This is a genomic window from Buttiauxella sp. JUb87, from assembly GCF_004361975.1.
In the GTDB taxonomy this organism is placed as follows: Bacteria; Pseudomonadota; Gammaproteobacteria; order Enterobacterales; family Enterobacteriaceae; genus Buttiauxella; species Buttiauxella ferragutiae.
In genome coordinates, this window is the sequence record NZ_SNVY01000002.1 from 313,534 (window position 1) to 339,934 (window position 26,401).

Consider the following 26,401-nt stretch of genomic DNA (forward strand, 5'->3'; position numbering starts at 1 on the left):
GGACATAAGGTGAGGAATTTATCATTTATGTTCTGTGTTTCCCATTTTACCAGGTCTTCTTCTTGTATCTTCATACTAAAAATCCTCACTACGCCACATTGAATGGTTCACTCACCAGCCAAATCCTGAGCACAAGCCCAGGCGGAACTCCACGCCCACTGGAAGTTATAGCCACCTAACCAGCCGCTAACGTCCATCACTTCACCAATGAAATAGAGACCAGGCACATTACGCGCTTCCATGGTGCGCGAACTGAGTTCTTTAGTGTCCACTCCGCCCAGCGTCACTTCCGCAGTGCGATAACCTTCGGTGCCGTTCGGTTGTACACGCCAGTTTTGCAGGGTGTCGGTCAATTCGCTTTGTTGACGGGTGTTGAGTTGTTTTAGCGTAACGTCCGGAATTTGCCCGAGCTGTTGCAAACATTCCACCAGACGTTTTGGTAGCACCATACCTAAGGTGTTTTTCAGGCTTTGATTCGGGTGCGCGTTGCGCTGCTCGTTGAGAAGCTCGTCGAGATCGGTATCAGGAAGTAAGTTAACGCTCACAAACTCGCCAGGTTGCCAGTAACTGGAAAGCTGCAATACCGCAGGACCAGAGAGGCCGCGATGGGTAAACAGCAAGCTTTCACGGAAGCTGACCCCGTTTTCTGCCGTGATCACTGACGGTACAGAAACGCCAGACAGTACCTGTAATTGTTCGAGCAGAGGTTTGTGAAGGGTAAATGGCACCAGACCGGCGCGAGTCGGTAACACTTTCAGCCCAAACTGCTCGGCAATTTTATAGCCGAACGGTGTGGCTCCAAGGCCAGGCATTGACAGCCCACCGGTCGCAATAACTAATTTTGCCGCTTGAACGGTATCGCCATTTAATTGGATGGCATAGCCGTTTTCGTCACGTTCGATGCCTAACACCTCGCTGCGCAGGCGCGTGATGACTTGCCCTTTCTCACATTCGGCCACCAGCATATCGACAATTTGCTGCGCGGAATCATCGCAAAAAAGTTGGCCGAGCGTTTTCTCATGCCAGGCGATACCGTGCTTACCAACCATGTCGATAAAATCCCATTGGGTATAACGCGCAAGGGCAGATTTGCAAAAATGAGGGTTTTGGCTGAGATATGCCGCAGGCTCGATATAAAGATTAGTAAAGTTGCAGCGCCCGCCTCCGGACATCAGGATTTTACGGCCTGGCTTTTTACCGTTATCGATAAGCAAAACACGGCTTCCTGCCTGTCCCGCCATCGCTGCACAGAACATTCCTGCGGCACCTGCACCAATAATAACGGCATCAAACTTTCCCACGACCTACTCCCGACTATGCTTAATGAAAGGAATTGTAAAGATAGCGGGCAGGTCGCACCAGCTAAATGCGTCTTAACAATTGCAGGTGATTGAAAACAAATATGTAAATCTTTTCAATGTTTGACGTTCAACTAACAAACATCAAGAAAAGGCCATATTTCTGTTGGCGCATTACGGAGTTGTCTTACATAATGCGCCGCGTTCATGTCCTCACAATGGCGTAACGTCTATGGAATTTCTGTTTACCGGCCTGGATCTACATACCGGGCTCTTGTTATTACTTGCCCTGGCATTTGTTCTCTTCTACGAAGCGATCAATGGCTTCCATGACACTGCGAATGCAGTGGCAACTGTTATCTATACGCGTGCAATGCGATCGCAACTGGCGGTGGCAATGGCTGCGTTATTTAACTTCCTCGGCGTTCTGCTCGGCGGATTGAGCGTGGCGTATGCGATTGTGCATATGTTGCCAACCGATCTGCTGTTGAACGTAGGGTCCGCTCATGGCCTCGCCATGGTGTTCTCTATGTTGTTGGCCGCTATCATCTGGAACCTCGGCACCTGGTATTTTGGTCTGCCGGCATCCAGCTCCCATACGCTTATCGGTGCCATCATTGGTATTGGTTTGACGAACGCGTTGATGACCGGTACTTCGGTGGTTGATGCGCTGAATATTCCGAAAGTAATTGGAATTTTCATGTCGTTGATCCTGTCGCCAATTGTGGGTCTGGTGGTTGCGGGCGGGTTAATCTTTTTGCTACGTCGCTACTGGAGCGGCACCAAGAAGCGCCGCCGTATTCACCTGACACCTGCTGAACGTGAAAAACAAGACGGCAAGAAAAAACCACCATTCTGGACCCGTATCGCCCTGATTATCTCCGCTATTGGCGTGAGCTTCTCTCATGGTGCTAACGATGGTCAGAAAGGCATTGGTTTGATAATGCTGGTGCTGATTGGTGTGGCGCCTGCGGGCTTTGTGGTGAATATGAATGCTTCCGGTTACGACATCGCTCGTACTCGTGATGCCATCACCCACCTGGAGCAATACTACGCGCTGCACAGCGATGCGATTAAGCACGTGATTGATCTCAACCCGGCCATTCCTACTCCTGAAGAAACGCAGGACCAGGGTAAACCGGCTGAGTTCCATTGCGATGCCAGCCGCGCCATGATTGCAGTACAGCGTGCCAAAGAGTTGCTGGGCAATATCGACAGCTACGATAAGCTGAATATTGAACAGCGCAGCCAGATGCGCCGTCTGTTGCTTTGTATCTCTGACACTTCAGAAAAAGTCGCTAAGCTGCCGGAAACCAAACCGGACGATAAGCGCTTCCTGAAAAAGCTGAAAACTGACTTGCTGTATACCATCGAGTACGCACCAATCTGGATTATCATGGCGGTCGCTCTGGCGCTCGGCATCGGTACCATGATCGGCTGGCGTCGTGTGGCAACAACTATCGGTGAGAAGATTGGTAAGAAAGGCATGACCTATGCGCAGGGTATGTCCGCGCAGGTGACCGCCGCCGTCTCCATTGGTATTGCGAGCTACACCGGTATGCCGGTTTCTACCACTCACGTACTTTCTTCTTCCGTAGCGGGGACGATGGTGGTTGATGGTGGTGGTTTGCAGCGTAAAACGGTAACCAACATCCTGATGGCCTGGGTGTTCACTTTGCCGGTGTCGATTGTACTTTCCGGTACTCTTTACTGGATTTCACTGCACTTCATTTAACCGTGAAGCAGTGAGATAGAAACAACAAAAAGCGGGTCAGAATACTGGCCCGCTTTTTTATGCGCTATTTTCAAACCCCTAATGCCAAATCATCAAACCGATCAGGCTAATCATCACAAGCCCACACAACGCGCTGGTCAAAATAAACTGGCGGCGCAGGCGTTCACAGCGGCGGATAAACTCGTCGTCGTGATGATCGAGATAACGCTGGGCGTAGATATAACTCACTAAGCGAATCTGTTTGCTAGGCTGCCCGTGAGAGGTAAAAAAACCGCCTCCATCGACATATTGATACAACAGCGGATCGCATCCGCGCAGTACCACCAGCAATGCGCGCAAAGATGAGTAATAACGCGCCATATTCACCACACAAACTACACAAAGCGCCCAAAAAAGCGCGACGGTGCTGATCATCATAATTCCCCTCCCGGTGAAGCCCCAGTACATCACTCCAGGGCAACCTCTCACCCCGAAAACCAGAAAGACCGTTCAGCGAGCCCAAAAAACCGATCCAGTTCACATTACTATTTCGGAACGGCTTATTTAATAGTGTAGGAGATCCGTTAATTTTTTTGCCACATCGTTAACCTTTATCAAAGCGATAAAGGCCATATAAAGCTTAAATGTATACGGCGATGACACATTTACGATATCTATCGTTCGCTATAGGGTAGAAATATCATCTACAATTTAGGTCTTTACACGCGGGTAACGTTATTTAGCGGCATCGTGTTACCCGGCCAGGCTGGTCATCGACAACTTATGGAAGGAGTAAAATTATGGCTTACAAACACATTCTGATCGCGGTAGACCTCTCCCCGGAGAGCAAAGTACTGGTGGAAAAAGCAGTTTCTATGGCTCGTCCATACAACGCTAAGGTTTCCCTGATTCATGTCGATGTAAATTACTCCGATCTCTATACCGGATTGATCGATGTAAATTTGGGTGATATGCAGAAACGCATTTCTGAAGAAACTCACCACGCACTGAGCGAGCTGTCTACCGGTGCGGGTTACCCAATCACTGAAACCCTGAGCGGCAGCGGCGATCTTGGCCAGGTTCTGGTGGATGCGATTAAGAAATACGATATGGATTTAGTGGTCTGTGGTCACCACCAGGATTTCTGGAGCAAACTGATGTCTTCCGCTCGTCAGCTGATCAACACCGTTCACGTTGATATGTTGATTGTTCCATTGCGTGACGAAGACGAAGATTAAGCTTAAAACTTTTTAGCCCTCACCCTAACCCTCTCCCCCAGGAGAGGGAATAGTATGGTTTCCCCCTCGCCCTCAGGGAGAGGGTCGGGGTGAGGGTTGTTTAAACAGCCGTACCCGAATAAATATCAAAGCGATGGCCTTTGGTGACCACCGCGTTATGCGTTTCCACACCCGCCAGCGGCGGCGCGTAATCCGGGCGTTTCACGACCACGCGTTTTGTTGCAAGCCTCCTTGCAGGTTCCAGCAAACCATCAGCATCTTCGTCCGGCCCCACCAACGACTGGAACACGCGCATCTCTTTCTTCACCAGCGCACTTTTCTGCTTATGCGGGAACATCGGGTCGAGATAGACCACTTCCGGGCGCGGAGTAATATCACTTAATGCCGTCAGACTTGAGGCGTGAATCAGCTGCAAACGTTCCTGCAACCAGCCGCCGATTTCGGCATCCTGGTAACCACGGCGCAAACCATCATCCAGCAACGCGGCAACCACCGGATTGCGCTCCAGCATCCGCACGCGGCAGCCAACGGACGCCAGCACAAACGCATCGCGCCCCAACCCCGCCGTAGCATCCACCACATTGGGCAGATAACCGCTCTTAATTCCCACCGCTTTCGCTACCGCTTCGCCGCGCCCACCGCCAAACTTACGACGATGTGCCATCGCTCCCGAGACAAAATCGACAAAAATACCGCCGAGTTTTGGCTCATCGCGTTTACGCAGCTCAAGGTGTTCAGCCGTTAAGACCAACGCCATCAGGGACTCTTCATCATGCTCGAGCCCCCAGCGTTCACTCAAAATAGATAAGGCGCCGGAGTCGGCGCCTGTTTCAGTTATCAGGCAGATTTTCACAGAATAAATCAGCCCTTGATGCCGTAATGAGCCAGCATCGCATCCAGCTGCGGTTCGCGGCCACGGAAGCGTTTGAACAGCTCCATTGGTTCCTCAGAACCGCCACGGGTCAGGATGTTATCGAGGAAAGACTGCCCAGTTTCGCGGTTGAAAATACCTTCGTCTTCAAAACGTGAGAACGCATCCGCCGCCAGCACATCGGCCCACAGATAGCTGTAGTAACCCGCTGCATAACCGCCAGCAAAGATATGGCTGAACGCATGTGGGAAACGGCCCCACTTCGGTGACGGCACAACCGCAACCAGCTTCTTGATTTCGTACAGCGTTTCCAGCACTTTCGCGCCCTGCTCTGGGTTAAATTCCGCATGCAGCCGGAAGTCGAACAAGCCGAACTCAAGCTGACGCAGAATAAACAGCGCGGCCTGGTAGTTCTTCGCTGCCAGCATTTTATCCAGCAGCTCTTTTGGCAGTGGCTCGCCGGTTTCGTAATGGCCGGAGATAAACGCCAGCGCTTCCGGCTCCCAGCACCAGTTTTCCATAAACTGGCTCGGCAACTCGACCGCATCCCACGGCACACCGTTAATGCCAGAAACGCCCGCGGTTTCGACTTTAGTCAGCATATGGTGCAGACCGTGGCCGAACTCATGGAACAGGGTGATCACTTCATCGTGAGTGAACAGCGCCGGTTTGCCATTGACCGGGCGATTAAAGTTACAGGTCAGGTAAGCGACAGGTTTTTGCAGCGAGCCATCAGCTTTGCGCATCTGGCCGACGCAATCATCCATCCACGCCCCGCCGCGCTTGTTTTCACGGGCATACAAGTCGAGGTAGAAGCTACCGCGCAACTCATTTTTCTCGTCGTACAGCTCGAAGAAACGCACATCAGAATGCCAGACGTCGATATCTTTACGCTCTTTGGCGGTGATGCCGTAAATGCGTTTCACCACTTCGAACAAACCGTTTACCGCGCGGTCTTCCGGGAAGTACGGGCGCAGTTGCTCGTCGCTGATGCTATACAAATGCTGTTTCTGTTTTTCGCTGTAATAGGTGATGTCCCACGGTTCCAGCTCGGTGACGTTAAATTCTTTTTGGGTGAACGCACGCAGTTGCGCCAGTTCCGCTTCGCCCTGTGGACGCGCACGTTTCGCGAGATCGGTTAAGAACTCCAGCACCTGCTGCGGGTTTTCAGCCATTTTGGTGGCGAGGGATTTTTCAGCGTAGTTACCAAAACCCAGCAGTTCCGCCAGTTCGTGGCGCAGCGCCAGAATCTCTTCCATTACCGGCGTGTTGTCCCACTTACCGGCATTCGGGCCTTGATCGGAGGCGCGAGTCGCATAGGCGCGGTACATTTCTTCACGCAGTTCGCGGTTGTCGCAGTAAGTCAGCACCGGCAAATAGCTTGGGATATCCAGCGTCAGCAACCAGCCGTCTTGTTCTTTGGCTTCGGCCTGCGCACGAGCAGCCGCCATGGCGCTCTCCGGCATACCAGAAAGCTCGGCATCATCGGTAATCAGCCTGGTCCAGCCCTGAGTCGCATCCAGCACGTTGTTGCTGTAGGTCGAACCCAGTTCAGACAAGCGCGCCGCGATTTCGCCATAACGCTTCTGTTTTTCTTCTGGCAAACCAATGCCAGACAGCTCGAAGTCACGCAGTGCGTTATCCACGGCCTTCTTCTCTGCAACGCTAAGATCCGCGTAATACGCGCCATCACGCAGGTTGCGGTATGCCTGATAAAGCCCTTCGTGTTGACCCACCCAGGTGCTGTATTCGGACAGCAACGGCAGCGTCTGCTCGTAGGCTTCACGCAGTTCTGGACTGTTTTGTACTGAATTCAAATGGCTGACCGGCGAGAAAATACGCCCCAGACGGTCGTCCACTTCAGCCAGCGGCTGGCAAAGATTATCCCAGTTATAAGGTGCGCCCTGCGCCACCACACTTTCGACTTTCGCACGGCAATCATCCAGCGCTTGCTGCACGGCAGGGACAATATGTTCAGGTTTCAAAGCGGAAAATGGCGGCAGGTCGAAAGGCGTCAACAATGGATTGGTCATAAGCGCGGTTCCTGATGTCTGATAAGTGAAGCGCGCCAGGCGCGCTAAAAAGCAATACCTTTTAACATGAGGCTTAGTGTAGTTAATTTCAATGCCAGGCGGTGAGCATAAGGCTGTATACTGTGCAGAATAGTTGTTCTTCTTTTGTCTTTGGAAACCCTTCAAGCCATGCTCAGTTATCGCCACAGCTTTCACGCCGGCAACCACGCCGACGTACTGAAACACACCGTTCAAAGTCTGATTATTGAATCCTTAAAAGAGAAGGATAAGCCTTTTCTGTATCTGGATACTCACGCAGGCGCTGGCCGATACAAACTGAGCAGCGAGCACGCCGAGCGTACCGGTGAGTACCTGGAAGGTATCGGCCGCATCTGGCAACACGATGATTTGCCTGCTGAACTTGAAGCATACATCGGTGCGGTTAAAGCTTATAACCACAGCGGCCAACTGCGTTACTACCCAGGCTCCCCGCTGATTGCGCGCCAGCTTTTGCGCGAGCAAGACAGCCTGCAACTGACCGAACTGCACCCATCAGATTTCCCGCTGCTGCGTTCTGAATTCCAGAAAGACAACCGCGCTCGCGTTGAACGTGCGGACGGTTACACCCAGTTGAAGTCAAAACTGCCGCCAGTTTCACGCCGTGGTCTGATTCTTATCGACCCGCCGTACGAGATTAAAACCGACTACCAGGCCGTTGTGACAGGCATTAACGAAGGCTATAAGCGTTTTGCTACAGGGACTTATGCGCTGTGGTATCCGGTGGTTATGCGCCAGCAAATCAAACGTATGCTGCGCGAACTGCAAGAAACCGGTATTCGCCGTATTCTGCAAATCGAGCTGGCCGTTCTGCCAGACAGCGACCGCCGCGGCATGACAGCTTCAGGCATGATTGTTATCAACCCACCGTGGAAACTCGAGCAGCAAATGGCTAATGTACTGCCGTGGCTGCATAAAACCCTGGTTCCGGCTGGCACCGGGTCTACCACTCTGAGCTGGGTTGTGCCTGAGTAAACCGGCTATTACAGCTATCGGTGGAACCTTCGCTCTAAAATTTCTCGGCGCGCTACAATCGCGCATATTTTTCGACTCAAAAGGGAAACATCATGACCAAACATTATGACTACCTCGCCATTGGCGGCGGCAGCGGCGGTATTGCCTCCATTAACCGTGCGGCAATGTATGGAAAGAAATGCGCACTGATTGAGGCGAAAGAGCTGGGCGGTACCTGCGTCAACGTGGGTTGCGTACCGAAAAAAGTCATGTGGCATGCGGCGCAAATCGCCGAAGCTATCCACAACTACGGTCCGGATTATGGTTTTGATACCACCGTCAATAAGTTCGACTGGGACAAACTGATCGCCAGCCGTACCGCGTATATCGACCGCATCCACACCTCTTACGACAACGTGCTGGGTAAAAACAACGTTGACGTGATTCGTGGCTTTGCCAAATTTGTCGACGCGCACACCGTGGAAGTCAACGGCGAAACCATTACCGCAGACCACATCCTGATTGCCACCGGTGGCCGTCCAAGCCGCCCGTCGATTCCAGGTGCAGAATTTGGTATTGATTCCGATGGTTTCTTCGCACTACCCGCGCTGCCAAAACGCATTGCTGTAGTGGGCGCAGGCTACATCGCGGTTGAAATCGCTGGTGTGGTGAACGCGCTGGGTTCCGAAACTCACCTGTTTGTGCGCCAACACGCGCCGCTACGTACTTTTGATCCGCTGATTGTCGAAACGCTGCTGGAAGTGATTAACACCGAAGGCCCGACGCTGCACACCCAGGCGGTGCCAAAAGCCATTGAGAAGAATGCCGATGGCAGCCTGACTCTGCATCTGGAAGATGGCCGTTCCGAAACGGTAGATTGCCTGATTTGGGCGATTGGCCGCGAACCAGAAACGGACAACTTCAACCTGGCGGCGACCGGTGTGAAAACCAACGCCAAAGGTTATATCGAAGTCGATAAATTCCAGAACACCAGCGTGCCGGGCATTTATGCCGTGGGCGATAACACCGGTGCGGTGGAACTGACGCCAGTTGCCGTAGCGGCAGGCCGTCGTCTGTCTGAGCGTTTGTTTAACAACAAGCCGGATGAGCATCTGGATTACAGCAACGTGCCAACAGTAGTGTTCAGCCACCCGCCAATCGGCACGGTCGGTTTAACCGAGCCACAAGCGCGTGAGCAATACGGCGACGACAACGTGAAAGTCTATAAATCGTCCTTCACCGCGATGTACACCGCTGTGACTTCGCACCGCCAACCATGCCGCATGAAGCTGGTTTGCGCAGGCCCGGATGAGAAGATTGTTGGCATTCACGGTATCGGCTACGGTATGGATGAAATGCTGCAAGGCTTTGCGGTGGCACTGAAAATGGGTGCGACTAAGAAAGACTTCGATAACACCGTGGCAATTCATCCGACTGGTTCGGAAGAATTCGTGACTATGCGCTAAATTACGCTTTCGTCTTGCAAAGACGGGAAAAAAATAATCAGGCTGTGGATCTTAATATCCACGGCCTTTTTAATGCCTGCATCAGCCCACCTCGCAAAAAACCAGCTCAAATAATCAAAACGCTAACTCATTAATTCTTATTTGGAAATGCAATAAAACCCGTATAAGTGCAAAATAATATATATTTCAAACTATTTGGTTACATTTAGACATAACTGACGAACTTATACTGCTTAGGTTTTTTTTTGCTTCAATTTTGATTTATTCGGATCGTATCACTTATATTCCAGGAATTATCTAATGAACAAGACATATACCCTCGTTGGTATACTGACCGGCATAGTGCTTATGTCAACACTATCTATTAGTGCTGCAAATGCAACAACCCAAGGCCAGCAACGCCGCGAAGCTCGGGATACTCGTCAGGACACGCGTCAAGATGCACGGCAGGATAAACGTTCTTGTGTGGTCAGTAATGATAAAAGCAATCATGATTGTCGCCAGGATAAACGCCAAAGCAAACAAGATGGCCGCCAGGAAGCACGCGATATTAAATATTAAAACTGGCAATTTCCAAGGCTGAGCAGAATAAAATCGAAGCGCGAGTGAATGCGCATATTTATGTCCAGGAGGACAAGTTAGTGAAAAAATATATTCCAGGTTTATTGATTTTATCTTTCGCTTTTTCAGGCAACGTATTGGCTCTTGATAAAACATCGGGTGGCGCACTCGCCGGTGCTGCAATTGGTGCCGCGACTGGTAAAAGCGTGAAAAGCACCGTGGGTGGCGCGGTTGTCGGCGGCGGTACAGGTGCTATGTTCAAGAGCGGAGACACCGGTAAAGCAGCTCGCAAAGGCGGCGCAATTGGTGCTGCTGTGGGTGGCGTTGCGGCAGCCGCAACCGGCAATAGCGTGTTGAAAGGTGCGGCAGTAGGTGCAGGCGGCGGTGCGCTGATCGGCGAAGCGTCTCACTGATCCTGAAGCCTGAGATCGGGTGTTAAAGGGTGGATAATTGATAGCGTCACCCACCCTTTGTGCCCGTTGTTACAGATAAAAGTGTCGGATGACGCTATCGCTTATCCGACCTACAAAATCGGTCCGTTGTTTTCAACGTATCGCATCGTAAATCGCTTTCTGAATCTCCACAGCACGTTTTGCGTCGCTTTCGGCTGGCTCAGAATTGCGTTGTTGTTGCGCACTTAACCGTTGTTTTGCTCGTTCTAAATCTTCTTTCTGCCACTCGATAACCTCAGGGTTACGGCAAAACGTTTGCAGAAATTGTTTACGTAGCGAAGTGAGACTTTGCCCGTCGTTCATCGCCTGGCTGATAGTCCTTACCATGCGCCGGCACGGGCGTTCTTCATCCATTTGCGAACGGTATTGCAGCAAAGCGTAGAGTGCATCGCGGTAATCTGCGGCCAGCGCGGATTCGGTGTAATAGACTTTCCAGTTCATGCCGCTTTGCATGAACAAACGCACCACAGTAGAATCGCCACGCTCAATGGCCGATCGCAAATTACCCTCTTCCCATGTGATGCCAATATTCGCCAGCTTTTCACGCGCACTCTCGCTTAGCGGCAGTGAATCAATTGCGGTCACTTTCGCCGCCTCACGTTGTGCCAGCGCGGGGTCATTTGTAAGATCACTCAGAAAGTACATGCCGAAAATAGCGATGCTAATCACCGCGATACCTGGCACGCACCACATCATCATGCGTAGCGTTTCACCGGTATCCTGCTTTTTTTTGCTATGCCGCAAGTCGGGGTGATCAATGGTGTCACGCACTTCTTCCGTATCACGCCCCGCTTCGCGATATTTTTTCTGCGCCAGCTCAATAAATGCTTGTAACTGAGCGTCATCAGCAGCCATCAGTGCGGATGGGTTTACTGTTGTCCGCCCTTCATCAAAGGCACGCTGAACCGCCGCACTACATTCGTGGTAATAGCTATCCAGTAAAACGAGTTGCACAGAAGTGAGTGGCGGTTGTTGAATGAGGTTATTGCGAATTTCACGCACGTCGTCGAGGAAGGTTTGTAGTGTTTTACGTTGATCAATAAATAGATTCAGCTGCGGTGAGCTGTGAAGTATTTCGGCATAGTGATTGGCTGGGATAACATTTATTAATCATCCCTCGCAGCATTAATTCCAGCGCGCGCATCTGGCGTAACGCTTTTTGTTGCTGCGCTTCACTATGGGTGTCGAGATCGGTTGAATAACCCAGTAGTGGCTGCCTCAGGCGTACCAGCTCGAGATAACTGACGAAACGCAGTGCGGAAATAAGTTGGTTATGGCTGATTTCCTGGCCGCTTTCATATTGCGGCACCAACTGCTGGAAATGGCGCAACAGTAGGGTGAACTGCGAAAGCTCCGCATCGTTAAGGTTTAACCGCTTTGCTACCTCCATCCAACTACCCAGCGCCAGGCGAGCCTGCTCAAGCTGTTGAAAAAACCATTGCGGATCTTTGCCTTCAGAGGCTTTGATAGAAAGCAGTGGCAGGATTTGCAATGACGCCTGGCGGCAAACGCTCAGGCAAGTCTCAAATTTATCCCGCATCAGCAACTGTGCAGTGCTGGTCATGGTTATCCTTTATTGGGTACGAGCGCCTGACTAGAAAGGCGCTATTACGCAACAGACTAACGCAACAGTTACCTGCACAATGGCCATAAAAGAGAGGGAAAACTACGCGTTTTCGACTACCTGATTTAACGCTTCACCCGTTTTACGCAGCGCCGCTTCGGTGGCTGCATCACACGGCATGGCGTAATTGAGGCGCAAACAATTACGATACTTCCCGGATGCTGAAAGCAAAGACCCCACCGCAATATGAATATGCTCTTCGCGCAGTGCACAGCAAATCGGCACAATATCGATATTTTCCGGTAGCTCAACCCACATCATAAAGCCGCCCTGTGGGCGACTGACGCAGATACCGCACGGGAAATAGTGCCGCACATGGCAGGTAAAATCCTCGAGATTACGTTGATAAAGTTGGCGCATCCGCCGCAGGTGGCGATGGTAGTTGCCGTTACGAATAAACTCCGCCACCGCGAGTTGTGCAAAGGTCGAAGTGCTGCCGGTGACGATGTATTTCATGTGCAAAGCACGGTCAAGATAGCGGCCCGGTACAATCCAGCCGACACGCAAACCTGGCGCCAGCGTTTTAGAAAAAGAGCTACACAACAGCACTCGGCCATCGACATCCATCGACTTGATGGTCATCGGGCGGGGATATTCATAGGCCAGCTCGCCGTAAACATCATCCTCAATGATGGCAATATCAAAACGTTGCGCGAGATTCAGCACCGCTTTTTTACGAGCATCCGGCATGATAAACCCGAGTGGGTTATTGCAGTTTGGCACCAGTATTACCGCTTTAATCGGCCACTGTTCCAGCGCTAACTCTAGTGCTTCCACGCTGATCCCTGTCACAGAATCCGTTGGTATTTCAACAACTTTAATACCAAATGCCCGCAGCATCTGCATGGTGCCATGAAATGATGGAGACTCCACCGCCACGATGTCGCCCGCCTCGCAGACCGCTCGGATGGCAATCGACAAGGCTTCATGACAACCGGTGGTAATCAGAATATCGTCAGCCGATGCCACACAACCGCTATCCAGCATCAGGCGGGAAATTTGCTCGCGCAGCGTGCGCATACCATGAATGCTGTCATAGCCGAGCAATTCGGGTTGCTGATATTGCGCAATACGGCTGAGTTCACGCCATAACGGTTTGATGGTTGGTTGTGTCACATCCGGCGCACCGCTACCAAAAGCGACAATATCGCCTGCCTCACGGGCAACAAGTTGCTCAAGCACAGCGTCCCACTGCGTGATCTCAACCGGCCTCTGTACCGGGCGAGTCAGTTGTGGAACGGGCGGTTGTGCTTTGCGTTGTGTGACGAAATAACCGGAACGTGGCTGCGGTGAAATCAGCTGTTTGTCTTCAAGAAGATGATAAGCCTGCTGTACGGTGCTAATACTGACGCCATGTTCACTGCTCAGGCTGCGCACCGACGGTAAGCGCTCGCCACTGCGATACAGCCCTTGTTCAATACGTTCGGCCAGTAAAGTGGCCAGATGTTGGTAGCGCGTCATGCTGTATCCTCTTAATCAACCATACAGACAGTAAAACCAGTACAGAGTGACGATAAACTTGCCATTCAGTTCATGTTTTAGCGCTTCTGTATGTTAAATAAAAGTAATATTTGAATCTGTCGGCTATCTGTATGGCGGCGCATGATGAACCTCGAACTGACAAGAGGAGCAACATCATGGGCTTTGAAGAAAACCGTCCGCGCAAACCGTTTTATGGTTTTGTGATGATTTATCATTATTTCCGGCAACGCTGGTTACAACGCCAGACGGCGCGCGTACTAAAAGGGCTGAATAAGGAACAATTACGCGATATTGGACTGACAACGGATGATTTATCACGCTGGCAATAACACTTAATAACGGTGCTAAATATTGGCGCCGTTATTTTTTGCTATGCCCAAAATAATTCAAGATGCATCGCGACGGCAAGCGAGCGAGTCCCGATGAGCTAACACAAGTAAGTGATGCGGGTGAGTAAGCGTAGCCAACAAAAATGCAACTTGAAGTATGATGGGTATATGTAATGTTTATGTGTACCCACATAGCAGAGCGATCAACATGCTTTCACTCTCCACACCACGACTGAACTTAACGCAAATCAGCGAGCAGGACTGGTCGAGCTTTTTACGGCTACAACAAGACCCCGTCGTGATGCGTTATGTCTCTGATAACCGCAAAGAGGCGGAAATCCGCCAGATATTTAATTCACGCCTGGTGCGCTGGGAATTACACAGCCGCCATTGGTTGTGTCTTGCGATGCGCGATAAACATGACGGGACGCTGATTGGCTTCACCGGTTTTGTCCGCGGTGACGACGACATGGCGGAGGTGGGCTTTATCCTCGACCCGCTCTTTCACGGGCAAGGTTACGGTTATGAATCGCTGCATACCGTGTGCCGGTTTGCCTTTGAAAAATGCGCGATGCGCAAACTGACCGCGACAGTAACGGTAGGCAATATAGGTTCAAAGAAGGTGCTGGAAAAAGCAGGTTTTCAGCCAGAAGGGATACTGCGCGAAAATTACTTTCTTGGCGGGATCTGGCAAGACGACTGGATTTTTGGCTTGTTGCGCAGCGAGTTCCAATAAAACACGGTGGATATCGCTTGCGCTAATCCACCCTACGAAAGCGGTTTTGTAGGTCGGATAAGCGTTAGCGTCATCCGACATAACCGCGGCCCAGGCTTACAAGAACATCCCGCCAGAAACCTCAATGCGCTGCGCATTCATCCAGCGGCTTTCATCACTCAGCAGCACCGCAATCGCATCACCAATATCATCCGGTTGCCCAACGCGGCCCAGAGCGGTTTGTGAAGCGATAGCATTGGCCACTTGTTCATTGTCACGCACCACACCGCCGCCAAAGTCGGTGGCAATCGCGCCAGGTGCAATGATATTGACCGCAATTCCGCGCGCACCCAGCTCTTTAGCCTGGTACTTCGTCAGCACTTCCATCGCCCCTTTCATTGCGGCGTAAGCCGCTTTTCCCGGCAGTGTAAAACGCGTTAACCCCGTCGACACATTCAGGATGCGCCCGCCGTTTTTAATCAGTGGCAGCAACTGCTGAGTCAGGAAGAATGGCCCCTTCAAATGGATGTTCATTAAATCATCAAATTGTTGCTCTGTTGTTTTTTCGAACAGCGTATCGATACCCGTTCCAGCATTGTTTAATAAACAATCAAACGAGTCGCGCTGCCAGACATCATGCAACTGTTGCTTTACTTCAGTTGCAAAAACGCTAAAGCCAGCACTTTCGGCGACATTCAATTGAATTGCCACCGCTTTCACGCCAGTTAGCTCAATTTCACGCACCACATTGAGCGCTTCTTGATGCTGGCTGTTGTAAGTCAGAATTATATTCACGCCGCGCGCCGCTAGCTTCAAAGCTGCGTTTTTACCTAATCCACGGCTGCCGCCGGTCACTAATGCGATTGGTTGACTCATGATTTACCCCTTCGATGACTGTTCGGTGATTGAGATACAGCTTATTAGCTGCTACAAAATCAATAAAGAGTGCAAATTGCGCATCACTGTTTCACTGACAACAACAATGCGAGAAAAAAGTGGATAAAATACAAGCAATGCAGTTATTCATTAGAGTGGCTGAACTGGAGAGTTTTTCTCGCGCAGCAGATACTCTGGGCCTTCCTAAAGGTAGCGTATCGCGGCAAATTCAGGCGCTAGAAGGCATGCTGGGAACAAGGTTATTGCATCGCACCACGCGGCGTGTGCAGTTGACGCAAGACGGCATGGTTTATTACGAGCGTTGCCGTGATCTATTAGCCAATCTTGACGAACTCGACGGGCTATTCCTGCATGACCCCAGCAGTGTTAGCGGGCGCTTGCGTGTGGATATGCCCGTTGGGGTGGCAAAAAATTTGGTGATCCCCAAACTTCCCGCCTTCTTACAGCAGTATCCTGGTATTGAACTTGAGTTGAGCAGCAGCGATCGCATAGTGGATGTGGTGCGCGAAGGGTTCGATTGCGTGGTGCGCGTGGGGCAGCTTAAAGATTCAGGCCTGGTTGCACGGCCATTGGGGAAACTCTCTTTAATTAACTGCGCCAGCCCCGATTATCTGGAGCGTTTTGGTTATCCGGAAAACCTTGACGATCTCGCGTCTCACGCGGTGGTGCATTACGCGCCAAACCTCGGTAGCCGTCCGCAAGGCTTTGAAGTTTTTCTCGATAAAACTACCCGCTGGATAAAAACCGGTGGCGTCATCACCGTGAATAGCACCGAAACCTATCAAGCGGCGTGCCTTGCCGGGCTTGGGATTATTCAGGCACCGCGCATCGGCGTTAAAGACCAGCTCAAGAGTAAAAAACTGGTGGAAATCCTGCCGCAATACCGCGCCGAACCGATGCCTGTTTCGCTGCTTTATCCCCATCGCCGCAACCTCTCTCGCCGTGTTCATTTGTTTATGGAGTGGCTGACCGGGCTGGTGAAAGGGTATGTTGATTAGCATCCCCGCTATACTTTCTTTAAGATCCTGCTAAAACAAAAGGAAAAATCACCTGATGACAGTGCCGGATAACACCGAAAAACGCCCAACGGAAACACTCGACTATGAGCCGATAGTCAAAATCAAAACCAGTAATGAGAAGGTCAATAAAACCATCGACAGCGTGAATAACACTGTCGGGCGTGTCGAGCGTAACCCTGTTGTTGCGCACCTGATAAGGGCAGCCGAACGGTTTAATGACCGCATGGGGAACCAGTTTGGCGCGGCAATTACCTATTTTTCGTTCCTGTCGCTCATCCCAATTCTGATGGTGGCGTTTGCTGCCGCCGGTTATATCCTCGCCTCGCACCCCACGCTGCTGGAGGAGATTTTCGAAAAAATCCTCGCCAACGTTAGCGAGCCAACACTTGCCGCGACGTTGCAAAACACCATCAATACGGCGGTGCAACAGCGCACCACAGTCGGCCTGGTCGGCCTGCTGATTGCGCTCTATTCCGGTATTAACTGGATGGGCAATTTGCGTGAAGCAGTGCGCGCGCAATCGCGGGATAAGTGGGAGCGGACAGCGCAAGACCAGGAGAAATTCTGGACCAAGTATCTGCGTGATTTGGTGTCATTGATAGGTTTGCTGGTTGCGCTGGTCGTGACGTTATCCATCACTTCCGTTGCCGGTTCCGCGCAAACCATGCTGATTGGCCTGCTGCATCTCGACGGCATCGAGTGGTTAAAACCGGTCTGGCATCTGGTCGGGCTGGTTATTTCTATTTCTGCTAACTACCTGCTGTTCTTCTGGATTTTCTGGCGACTGCCACGCCACCGCCCGCGTAAAAAAGCGCTGATGCGCGGCACATTGATTGCAGCCATTGGCTTTGAAGTGATCAAAATCATCATGACTTACAGCCTGCCTGCGCTGATTAAATCCCCTTCTGGCGCGGCGTTTGGTTCGGTCTTAGGTTTAATGGCATTTTTCTATTTCTTCGCCAGATTGACGCTGTTCTGCGCCGCGTGGATTGCCACCGCCGAATACAAAGATGACCCGCGTATGCCGGGCAAAACGCATAAATAATTCTGTCATTCTTTCCTGTCATGATTAGGGTTTGCCCAACGCGGGCAATCCCTAATCCCGATACCTGACCAGGAAAGAAAAGCATGACCGCCGCCACAGCCAAACTTCAGCAAACGTATATCGCCCCCAGCGTCCGCCTGCGTGAAACCCAGATTGGTGAACAATGTGAAGTCCTCGCGCACAGCGTGATGGAATACAGCACGCTCGGGGACTTTTCCTACATAGGCGAGCATTGTTGTGTTGCAGATAGCGTGATCGGCAAATTCACCGCCATCGCCAATCAGGTACGCATTGGTGCACCTAATCACCCAATGGACAGAGCCTCACAACACCGTTTTACCTATTGCCCGGAGTATTACGACGCTAATGCCCGCCGCGATCGGCAGTTTTTTGCCGATCGTCACGATGCGAAGGTGCTAATTGGCAATGATGTCTGGATTGGCCACGGTGTGATTGTGCTGCCTGGCGTGACAATCGGTGATGGCGCAGTGTTAGCCGCCGGTGCGGTAGTGAGCAAAGATGTCGCGCCCTACACCATTGTTGGCGGCGTGCCTGCCAAAATGATCCGTTCGCGCTTCCCGGTAGAGATAGCCACCAGCCTGCAGCGTATTGCCTGGTGGGATTGGCCACTGGAAAAACTGATGGCGCATCTTAGCGACTTCCAGGCGGGCGATATTGAGCGCTTTTGCGCACGCTGGGAGCATGAAGCGTAATCCGCTATCTCCGTGAATGTGGCGGATGACGCTAGCGCTTATCCGCCCTACGAAAGCCCCCATCAGCACATAAATCCAACCTGTAACTTTTATTTAACCTAAAAGCAGTTTTATTAACTGATTTTTTAAATATGAGAAGCATGACATGGACATTTATTTTCTGGACTAAAAATTATCCTCTTATTGCTTATTAATCGCACAGGACGTTGCGCAAGCGCGCGTTGAAATACGCCTTTTGCTGTGCGTAATATGGCCTTTCGTTCGATATAAATAAGAAAATAATATGCAGGCCACCATCGCTAATTCAATCAATACCGAAACTGACTCCACGCCGGTCAACTCACGCGGAAAAGTTGTCGTTGCCTCGCTTGTCGGCACCGCCATCGAGTTTTTCGATTTCTATATTTACGCCACTGCGGCGGTGATTGTTTTCCCGCATATCTTCTTCCCGCAAGGTGATCCAACCGCGGCGACACTCCAGTCGCTAGCCACGTTCGCCATCGCCTTTGTGGCTCGTCCGATTGGCTCCGCGCTGTTCGGCCATTTTGGTGACCGAGTTGGTCGCAAAGTGACCCTGGTGGCATCACTTTTAACGATGGGTGTTTCAACCGTCTTAATTGGCCTGTTGCCGGGCTACGAAACCATCGGTGTATTAGCGCCAATGCTGTTGGCACTGGCACGCTTCGGGCAAGGTTTAGGTCTGGGTGGTGAGTGGGGTGGTGCTGCGTTGCTGGCTACTGAGAACGCTCCGCCGCGCAAACGTGCGCTATACGGTTCATTCCCACAGTTGGGTGCACCAATCGGCTTCTTCTTTGCCAACGGCACCTTCCTGCTGCTCTCCTGGTTGCTGACTGACGAGCAGTTCATGTCATGGGGCTGGCGCGTGCCGTTTATCCTGTCTGCGGTGCTGGTGATTATCGGCCTGTATGTACGTGTTTCGCTGCATGAAACGCCGGTGTTCGCCAAAATTGCCAAAGCAGGCAAACAGGTGAAAATCCCGCTCGGTACACTGCTGAGCAAGCACCTGAAAGCGACGATTATTGGCACGTTTATCATGCTGGCGACTTACACGCTGTTCTACATCATGACGGTTTATTCGATGACCTTCAGCACCGCTGCGGTGCCAAAGGGTCTCGGCTTCTCACGCAACGATGTGTTGTGGATGCTGATGATGGCGGTAATTGGTTTTGGCGTAATGGTGCCGATTGCCGGTTATCTGGCGGATAAGTTTGGTCGCCGTAAATGCATGATTGTCATCACCAGCCTGATGATTGTGTTTGCGTTAGCCGTGTTCCAGCCGCTGTTGGGTTCCGGTAACCCGACGCTGGTGATGGCGTTCTTGCTGATTGGCCTGAGCCTGATGGGGCTGACATTCGGCCCAATGGGTGCGCTGCTGCCAGAGTTATTCCCAACCGAAGTACGTTATACCGGAGCATCGTTCTCGTATAACGTGGCGTCGATTCTGGGGGCATCGGTTGCGCCGTATATTGCCACCTGGCTGCAGGCGAATTACGGTTTGTTCTACGTCGGTTTGTATCTGGCGGCGATGTCAGCGATTACGCTGGTTGCGTTGCTGGTGTCTAAAGAGACCCGTCATTTGTCGCTTTAGTTTTTTCACCCTCACCCTGGCAATCTTGTCAGGGTGAGATCTGTAAGCCTCGCTGATTTTCCGTTCACCCGTGCGTTCAGTTATCTCTTTAATTCCAGAAAATGGTGAACGTATCAATGGGTTAACGCCAACCCCTTGATAATCCAGGCGCCCGGCAAATCAATCGCCGCTAAAGCGGTAAACACCGTTTTTCACCCAACATTCGGGGTCGTTCGCGATTCGTTTATTCGGCACATCCCTGTGCCGAACCACTTCGTGGCCAACGCAAGCGTTGTTCAAAAATGTTCCTGACATTTTTAGTCAGACGATCGCTCTCTCACGTGGTTCCCGACCACGTGACCCCAACTGAAGGGTGAAAAACGGCGCGATTGAAGCCGGGGACAAGGTCAAAACCGCTCTGGCTTTTGACTTTGAATTTCGGGTCCGGCTTAAATCGCCTCCATTTTGACCCCAGGTGGCAGGGTCCAGCCGTCGGGAACGACTGGAGGGCGCGATCGTCGGGAACGAATCGCAACCGACCCTGACACGGAGGCAAAATGGAGGTTTACCGCTTGCGGCGATTTATTTGCCGGGAGTCCGGGTTCTTAGGGTGGCGACGGTGGCCACCCTAAGACGTTCACCGGTTCCGTGGCGACATAAATACACTTTCGCCTGGTGAACGGAACCTGCGCCGGCTCGGCAGGAAGCTGCCCTCAAAGATGTGACTAAGAGACAGCTCAGTCCGAGAGGGGAGAAAACTATTTCTGCCGAATCTGCCAAACCCACAACCCAGTAATGGCCAGCGCAAATACCGCTCCGAAACCAATACCGATGCCGACAATCGATGCACCGGTTTTAACCGCCAGTGAATAAAGCCCTAACATCAGCAGCATCGCGGCATTTTCACCGAGATTTTGTACCGCAATGGCATTCCCGGCACCTACCGAATGTTTACCCCGCTCCTGCAGTAGCGCATTGAGCGGGACAACGAAGAACCCGCCCAAAATACCAATCAGCACTAACAACATGTAAGACGGTAGCAACGCGTGTTGCATGGCAAAGAACAACACGCCAACGCCAATCAAAATCCCTGCAGGCATGCACCGCGCCACGGTTTTAAGCGTCACCAGTTTAGCCGCAGCCCCGGCTCCCACCACAATGCCCACTGCGACCATCGCGTTCAGGTAAGTTGGCGTCGCGTTATCGGTAATGCCCAGCGCTACCGGTACCCATAAAACCAACAAGAAACGCAATGTCACACCAGCGCCCCAGAACAAGCTGGTTCCCACTAATGAGAAACGAGTTTCACCGTTCTGCCACAACGTGCGGCAAGCATTGAAGAAACTTCGGGTCATGGGAGTAAAGCGCCATGACTGACCAGGACGCGCCGGTGCAAGTTTCGGAATAAACATATTAGCGACGACCGCCCCGGCATACACCAGCACGCAAACGCCCAGTGCCGCAACAATATGCCAATCAGCCAGTACACCACCCGCCATAGAACCTAGCAGAATCGCAGCAATGGTCGATGACTCCATCAAGCCATTTGCCTTCACCAGGCGGTCACCGGTCGTGAGTTCACCAAGAATCCCGTATTTAGCCGGTGAATATGTCGCAGCACCTATTCCCACCAGCGTGTAACCGACAAAGGGATTAAGTCCAAAACAGATAACCGCCGCGCCGATGAGCTTGAGGCAGTTGGCAAACATCATCACTCGCCCTTTGGCAAAGCTATCCGCCACCTGGCCGACAAACGGAGCAAACAAAATGTAAGCACCGACAAACACCATCTGCAAAACCGGTTGGCTCCAGTCGGGATAGAACTGCTGTTTGAGTACCGCCAGCGTGGCAAATAGCAAAGCATTGTCACCAAACGCCGATAAAAACTGCGCGCCTGTTACTGCCATCATACCTCTGGACCAAATAGAGGTATCGTTCACGGCGCTATCACGCATTCTCTGTCTCCGGTTGGTCTACCAGCACTTTCAGGCTGACAAAATCAGGTTTGCCGCTGCCGAGTAAAGGTAACTGTTTGAGGAAGCGAATATCACGGGGAACCGCCAGCTCAGGTACGCCGTTTGCACGCGCATGTTGCAACAATTTTTCACGGCTGAGTTCATTATCCGTGGTGAACATCACCAGAGCTTCACCTTTTGCTGCGTCAGTTTTGATAACCGTTGCGTGCATTTTCTCAGGCGAAACACCCAGTGCCAATTGCTCGACCATTTCCAGCGAAACCATTTCACCGGCAATTTTGGCAAAGCGTTTAGCGCGCCCCTGAATCACACAAAAGCCGTGCTCATCAAACCGGACAATATCACCCGTGTCGTACCAACCCGGCTCCATTTCCCCCTGCGCATTTTCAGCACACGGCGCTTCCAGCACACCTGGATTTTCGACACGCAGATAGCCTTTCATGATGTTCGGCCCTTTCAATTGCAGCCGCCCACCCTCTTCAATACCAGGCACCGCCATCAGACGGGCATCCATCGCGGGCAGAATACGCCCAACGGTGCCAACTTTTGCCGCCATCGGGACGTTAATTGAAACCACTGGCGCACATTCCGTCACGCCATAACCTTCCAGAATGCGCAGGCCAAATTTATCCTGCCAGAGCTGTTTAGTGCTTTCCTGGAGCTTTTCTGCTCCCGCCACCACGTAACGCAGACGGTAGAAGTCATAAGGATTAGCGAAACGGGCATAGTTGCCGAGGAAGGTGGATGTGCCAAACAATACGGTGCAGTTACGGTCATAAACCAGTTCCGGCACAATGCGGTAATGCAGCGGGCTTGGATAGAGGAAGACTTCGGCACCGGTGAGCAACGGCGTGAATAAGCCGACGGTCAGGCCAAACGAGTGGAATAACGGTAGTGCTGACATAAAACGGTCGTTGGCGGTGAAATCCGCGATAGTGCGAATTTGCTCAACGTTCGCCAGTAAACTTTTATGGCTATGCACCACACCTTTTGGATTGCCCTCAGAACCAGAGGTAAACAACACCATCGCGGCGTCTTCGGGTTGCTGTTTAACCTGTGCCAAACGCGGCATTAATAAATGGCTAAAAATCCAAAGTTTATCGGCAAGCGTGACATCAGCTTTTAAATCTTCCAGAAACACCCAGCGCACCTGCGTGAGTTGCTCCGGCAAATGCCATAACTTGCCTTTGTCGAGGAACTGACGGGAGGTGAAAATGGTTTTGAGTTGCGCCGCGGTAATGGCACTGGTCAACCCTTTCACACCTGCGGTGTAGTTCATCATCGCCGGAATTCGCCCGCGAGAAGAAGCACCAAAAATCACCGCGGCACTAATCGCCGCATTCGGCAACATCAGGCCAATAGTTTCTCCTTGTGCGGTGTATTTATCCAAAATACGCCCGACAAACAGCGTTTTAGTTAACAGGCTACGGTAGGTATCCGGTTTGAAATTGATATCTTCAATACAGTTTTTGCGCTCACCGTAACGACGCTGCGCGGCAAGTAGCGCTTCGTACAATGTTTCACGAGGACGTATCGCCATCCGCGCTTCCATCATAATTTGATGCAGCATTTCACCCGCCATTTTACGGCGGTCACGGGCGCGCGGCGCATCCGGCATCGCAATCGAAGTCGGTGGCAGAATATGCAGGTTGATACGAGGGAATACGCGGCGTTTTACCAGACCTTTCAGGCGGCTAAAGAAGCTCAGCTCAGCGCCATCAATACGAATCGGGATAACCGTCGCATTCGATTTAGCGGCAACAAACCCCGCCCCTTCATAGATTTTCATCAACGAACCGGTCACCGAAATGCGCCCTTCCGGGAAGATAACCACCGGTCGGCCCTGTTCCACCAGGCGAACCAGATGCTTAATCGACATCGGTTTGGTTGGGTCGAGCGGTACAAAATCAATCAGTGATTTCAGCCAACGCATGTACCACTGCTGGCTGATAGAAGAATAGACGGCGAATACCGGGCGTCCGGGTAAAAACAACGCTAACAAAATTCCATCAATGAAGGATACGTGGTTAGGGACGATCAGAACGCGCGATTGGGAGAGAACTTGAGGATCACCATAAAGACGCACTCTGAACAGAATACGAAATAACGTACGGAAAAAACCAAATAGCATAGCAACTCCCTTTGTCATGAATAAACCGCAGGCACTTAAGTGTAGTGGCAGATTACATGACTAACTTCAAAGGAGCGATAGTTTCGAGGAACACGAACTCTGAAAATAAAGCAAAAAAAAACCTGCGCATCTGCGCAGGTTGGTGCAAAAGAATGGTACTCAACAACGTACCTGGAATTCTCACCAATCAATACCTCTGGGATTTGAATTGTGGCGCACTCCTGGCAGGCTCACCAGCGAGAAAGAGCAAGGGAATTAGCGGAAAGTGCAACCAGGTGTTTAAAACATTGAGTCTTGTTACAGGCAGGCAAATTTTGGGCAAAAAAAACCTGCGCATCCGCGCAGGTTGGTGTAATTCATGTGATCAGCAATTAGAAGCTGACATCACCTATCAATACCTCTGGGACTTCAAATGTAGCAGTGGCGAGTCAGTCTTCGCCATGTCGAAATAGCAACAGCGCGATGCAAACTGTAAGCAAAGATTTAGTCTGAAATCATTAAAAATCCAGAACATGACAATCACTCCCGTTGCGCTTAAATTTCAGCGGCAAATAAGTGTAACGATTACACTAAAAATGGCCGTTTTTTGCATGAGTTTGCGACGATGAATACAGTTGCGCGCTTGAAGTAGCACGACTTTTCCGTAACACTTAAAATTGTGTAAACGCTTACCCACTCAGGAACACTTTCGATGGCGACAATAAAGGATGTAGCAAAACTGGCAGGCGTTTCTGTCGCCACGGTATCTCGTGTCATTAATGATTCACCAAAAGCCAGCGAGGCGTCACGTCTGGCGGTGACCAGTGCGATGGAAGAACTGAATTACCACCCTAACGCAAATGCGCGAGCGCTGGCTCAGCAAACTACTGAAACTATTGGTTTGATAGTGGGTGATGTATCCGATCCCTTCTTCGGCGCGATGGTCAAAGCCGTCGAACAAGTCGCCTATCGTACCGGCAACTTTTTATTGATTGGTAACGGTTACCACAACGAACAAAAAGAACGCCAGGCAATTGAGCAACTCATCCGCCATCGTTGTGCCGCCCTGGTGGTTCATGCAAAAAAAATCCCTGATAGCGAACTGATTTCATTAATGAAGCAGATGCCGGGCATGGTAGTTATCAACCGCATTATTCCCGGTTTCGAGCAGCGCTGTGTGGCGCTGGATGACCGCTACGGTGCCTGGCTTGCCACACGCCATCTGATTCAACAAGGCCATACCAAAATTGGCTACCTCTGTTCCAACCACCAGATTTCAGATGCAGAGGACCGCTTGCAAGGTTATTACGACGCACTAACCGAACACGGTTTACCGGTTAACGAGCGGTTAGTGACTTACGGTGAACCTGATGAAAGCGGCGGCGAGTTGGCAATGACAGAGTTGTTAGGTCGTGGAAGACATTTCAGCGCCGTTGCGTGTTACAACGACTCCATGGCCGCAGGAGCGATGGGCGTGTTGAACGACAACGGGATTGATGTACCAAAAGAGATTTCACTGATTGGCTTCGATGATGTGTTGATCTCACGCTACGTACGCCCGCGCCTGACAACCGTTCGTTACCCAATCATCACCATGGCGGCGCAGGCCGCAGAACTGGCCCTGGCGCTGGCTGAAAAACGTGAGTTACCTGAAATCACGCATATGTTCAGCCCAACGCTGGTACGCCGCCATTCGGTGATTACTTATTCAGGAGAGTAATGATATTAATCATCACTCAACTGTTTGATTCTCGAAAGGTTCATTTCGATGATTGTTTGGTAAGCGGCAAGACCGCCGCCATTACCTGAACCGTAGGACGTCAACACGCGATGGCTTTCGGCAGTGCGAAACTCACGATACGCACGCTCTGCATTGTCGAATGCCTTAACAGGCTGCAGTGACTTGCTCCCTTCGCTCATATTCTCAAGTTCGACCAGATCCGCCCGCGTCTTTTTCTCAATTGCGACCAGTTCGGCCTCAGATTGCTTCACCACGGCCGGATAACATTCACGCTGCTCGGCAGTCGATTCTTTCGCTTCGCATTGTTTGTAAAGCGCCTGGGCAGACTCAGCGGCAACCGCTGGCAGCGAAGTCATCGCAACTAACACCGTTCCCGCTACCATTGACTGAATTGAGTTAAGCTTCATTTCCGCTCCTTGTTGTTGATATAAGGCCACCAAACCTCGGCCCTCACAGATGTGAGAATAATGTTACTGATTTTCAGTAGTGCAGGCGAGGTTTCGGTCGTATTACGATGGTGATGGGCAACAATTCAGACA

The 26,401-nt window shown here is 51.4% G+C and carries 24 protein-coding genes and 1 pseudogene; 14 read left to right on the top strand and 11 right to left on the bottom strand.

Translation table 11 applies throughout. From position 1 onward, the window contains the following. Nucleotides 1-107: 107 nt before the first annotated feature. On the bottom strand, nt 108-1,301 hold the full coding sequence (locus EC843_RS09755; RefSeq protein WP_121814684.1) for an NAD(P)/FAD-dependent oxidoreductase: 1,194 nt from the start codon (nt 1,299-1,301) through the stop codon (nt 108-110). A 229-nt stretch (nt 1,302-1,530) separates the two neighbouring features. Here EC843_RS09755 and pitA point away from each other — a divergent pair, with 229 nt between their 5' ends. Next, the gene (pitA, locus tag EC843_RS09760; protein ID WP_064542262.1) at nt 1,531-3,033 is read left to right on the top strand and encodes an inorganic phosphate transporter PitA; all 1,503 of its coding nucleotides are present in this window, start codon (nt 1,531-1,533) and stop codon (nt 3,031-3,033) included. Between the two features lie 78 nt (nt 3,034-3,111). On the opposite strand, the gene uspB is transcribed toward pitA, so the two are convergent. Continuing rightward, nucleotides 3,112-3,447: a universal stress protein UspB gene (gene uspB, locus EC843_RS09765; protein WP_064542541.1), complete on the bottom strand. Its 336-nt coding sequence runs from the start codon at nt 3,445-3,447 to the stop codon at nt 3,112-3,114. Between the two features lie 365 nt (nt 3,448-3,812). Here uspB and uspA point away from each other — a divergent pair, with 365 nt between their 5' ends. After that, on the top strand, nt 3,813-4,250 hold the full coding sequence (uspA, locus tag EC843_RS09770; protein ID WP_034460563.1) for a universal stress protein UspA: 438 nt from the start codon (nt 3,813-3,815) through the stop codon (nt 4,248-4,250). Nucleotides 4,251-4,350: 100 nt separating this feature from the next. On the opposite strand, the gene rsmJ is transcribed toward uspA, so the two are convergent. Both rsmJ and prlC read right to left on the bottom strand, forming a co-directional pair. After that, nucleotides 4,351-5,103: a 16S rRNA (guanine(1516)-N(2))-methyltransferase RsmJ gene (rsmJ, locus tag EC843_RS09775; RefSeq protein ID WP_121814683.1), complete on the bottom strand. Its 753-nt coding sequence runs from the start codon at nt 5,101-5,103 to the stop codon at nt 4,351-4,353. 8 nt (nt 5,104-5,111) lie between these two features. After that, nucleotides 5,112-7,154 carry an oligopeptidase A gene (gene prlC, locus EC843_RS09780; RefSeq protein ID WP_064542256.1) on the bottom strand — a complete coding sequence of 681 codons (2,043 nt, stop codon included), beginning with the start codon at nt 7,152-7,154 and terminating at the stop codon, nt 5,112-5,114. A gap of 168 nt (nt 7,155-7,322) precedes the next feature. On the opposite strand from prlC, the gene EC843_RS09785 reads away from it, so the two are divergent. From EC843_RS09785 to EC843_RS09800, 4 genes are all read left to right on the top strand, one after another. After that, entirely contained in the window at nt 7,323-8,165 is an 843-nt protein-coding gene (locus tag EC843_RS09785) for a 23S rRNA (adenine(2030)-N(6))-methyltransferase RlmJ (protein WP_064542254.1), read from the top strand. A 92-nt stretch (nt 8,166-8,257) separates the two neighbouring features. Next, nucleotides 8,258-9,610 carry a glutathione-disulfide reductase gene (gorA, locus tag EC843_RS09790; RefSeq protein ID WP_064542251.1) on the top strand — a complete coding sequence of 451 codons (1,353 nt, stop codon included), beginning with the start codon at nt 8,258-8,260 and terminating at the stop codon, nt 9,608-9,610. A 300-nt stretch (nt 9,611-9,910) separates the two neighbouring features. Beyond that, nucleotides 9,911-10,171 carry a hypothetical protein gene (locus EC843_RS09795; RefSeq protein WP_133522166.1) on the top strand — a complete coding sequence of 87 codons (261 nt, stop codon included), beginning with the start codon at nt 9,911-9,913 and terminating at the stop codon, nt 10,169-10,171. A gap of 80 nt (nt 10,172-10,251) precedes the next feature. Then, a complete protein-coding gene (locus tag EC843_RS09800; RefSeq protein WP_064542246.1) occupies nt 10,252-10,584 on the top strand; it encodes a hypothetical protein in 333 nt (110 codons plus the stop codon). Nucleotides 10,585-10,716: 132 nt separating this feature from the next. Here the strand turns inward: EC843_RS09800 and EC843_RS25000 are convergent, their stop codons facing one another. From EC843_RS25000 to EC843_RS09810, 3 genes and pseudogenes are all read right to left on the bottom strand, one after another. After that, on the bottom strand, nt 10,717-11,625 hold the full coding sequence (locus EC843_RS25000; RefSeq protein WP_347813644.1) for an STY4199 family HEPN domain-containing protein: 909 nt from the start codon (nt 11,623-11,625) through the stop codon (nt 10,717-10,719). Continuing rightward, nucleotides 11,537-12,187: pseudogene (locus EC843_RS25005) on the bottom strand (STY4199 family HEPN domain-containing protein). Before EC843_RS25005 ends, EC843_RS25000 begins: the two are co-directional and overlap by 89 nt. Nucleotides 12,188-12,289: 102 nt before the next feature. Then, the gene (locus EC843_RS09810; RefSeq protein WP_064542240.1) at nt 12,290-13,708 is read right to left on the bottom strand and encodes a PLP-dependent aminotransferase family protein; all 1,419 of its coding nucleotides are present in this window, start codon (nt 13,706-13,708) and stop codon (nt 12,290-12,292) included. Nucleotides 13,709-13,884: 176 nt separating this feature from the next. Between EC843_RS09810 and EC843_RS09815 the strand changes: the two genes are divergently transcribed. Next, nucleotides 13,885-14,058, top strand: coding sequence for a DUF1127 domain-containing protein (locus tag EC843_RS09815; protein ID WP_074388507.1), 174 nt, complete (start codon nt 13,885-13,887; stop codon nt 14,056-14,058). A gap of 208 nt (nt 14,059-14,266) precedes the next feature. Next, entirely contained in the window at nt 14,267-14,794 is a 528-nt protein-coding gene (locus EC843_RS09820) for a GNAT family protein (RefSeq protein WP_121815718.1), read from the top strand. Between the two features lie 96 nt (nt 14,795-14,890). Here the strand turns inward: EC843_RS09820 and EC843_RS09825 are convergent, their stop codons facing one another. Beyond that, nucleotides 14,891-15,649, bottom strand: coding sequence for an SDR family oxidoreductase (locus EC843_RS09825; RefSeq protein WP_133522167.1), 759 nt, complete (start codon nt 15,647-15,649; stop codon nt 14,891-14,893). Between the two features lie 119 nt (nt 15,650-15,768). Between EC843_RS09825 and EC843_RS09830 the strand changes: the two genes are divergently transcribed. The 4 genes from EC843_RS09830 to EC843_RS09845 all read left to right on the top strand — a co-directional run bounded on the left by EC843_RS09830 (nt 15,769) and on the right by EC843_RS09845 (nt 20,056). After that, the gene (locus tag EC843_RS09830; protein ID WP_064542234.1) at nt 15,769-16,668 is read left to right on the top strand and encodes a LysR family transcriptional regulator; all 900 of its coding nucleotides are present in this window, start codon (nt 15,769-15,771) and stop codon (nt 16,666-16,668) included. Nucleotides 16,669-16,723: 55 nt separating this feature from the next. Continuing rightward, the gene (gene yhjD, locus EC843_RS09835) at nt 16,724-17,734 is read left to right on the top strand and encodes an inner membrane protein YhjD (protein ID WP_064542232.1); all 1,011 of its coding nucleotides are present in this window, start codon (nt 16,724-16,726) and stop codon (nt 17,732-17,734) included. A gap of 83 nt (nt 17,735-17,817) precedes the next feature. Further along, nucleotides 17,818-18,447 carry a DapH/DapD/GlmU-related protein gene (locus EC843_RS09840; RefSeq protein ID WP_064542229.1) on the top strand — a complete coding sequence of 210 codons (630 nt, stop codon included), beginning with the start codon at nt 17,818-17,820 and terminating at the stop codon, nt 18,445-18,447. Between the two features lie 283 nt (nt 18,448-18,730). Continuing rightward, nucleotides 18,731-20,056, top strand: coding sequence for an MFS transporter (locus tag EC843_RS09845; RefSeq protein WP_064542225.1), 1,326 nt, complete (start codon nt 18,731-18,733; stop codon nt 20,054-20,056). A 737-nt stretch (nt 20,057-20,793) separates the two neighbouring features. Here EC843_RS09845 and lplT read toward each other — a convergent pair. Together lplT and aas are read right to left on the bottom strand one after the other, a co-directional pair. Then, complete coding sequence (gene lplT / locus EC843_RS09850) at nt 20,794-21,990, bottom strand: lysophospholipid transporter LplT (protein WP_133522168.1); 1,197 nt, start codon at nt 21,988-21,990, stop codon at nt 20,794-20,796. After that, the gene (gene aas, locus EC843_RS09855) at nt 21,983-24,142 is read right to left on the bottom strand and encodes a bifunctional acyl-ACP--phospholipid O-acyltransferase/long-chain-fatty-acid--ACP ligase (protein ID WP_064543770.1); all 2,160 of its coding nucleotides are present in this window, start codon (nt 24,140-24,142) and stop codon (nt 21,983-21,985) included. The genes lplT and aas overlap by 8 nt, the downstream gene beginning before the upstream one ends. A 56-nt stretch (nt 24,143-24,198) precedes the next feature. On the opposite strand from aas, the gene EC843_RS24540 reads away from it, so the two are divergent. Beyond that, nucleotides 24,199-24,594 (top strand): hypothetical protein, encoded by a 396-nt coding sequence (locus tag EC843_RS24540; protein WP_064543768.1) that lies wholly within the window; start codon nt 24,199-24,201, stop codon nt 24,592-24,594. Between the two features lie 239 nt (nt 24,595-24,833). Beyond that, entirely contained in the window at nt 24,834-25,841 is a 1,008-nt protein-coding gene (gene galR, locus EC843_RS09860) for an HTH-type transcriptional regulator GalR (RefSeq protein WP_064543766.1), read from the top strand. Nucleotides 25,842-25,846: 5 nt separating this feature from the next. Here the strand turns inward: galR and EC843_RS09865 are convergent, their stop codons facing one another. Then, a complete protein-coding gene (locus EC843_RS09865; protein ID WP_064543764.1) occupies nt 25,847-26,269 on the bottom strand; it encodes a lysozyme inhibitor LprI family protein in 423 nt (140 codons plus the stop codon). Nucleotides 26,270-26,401: the final 132 nt, after the last annotated feature.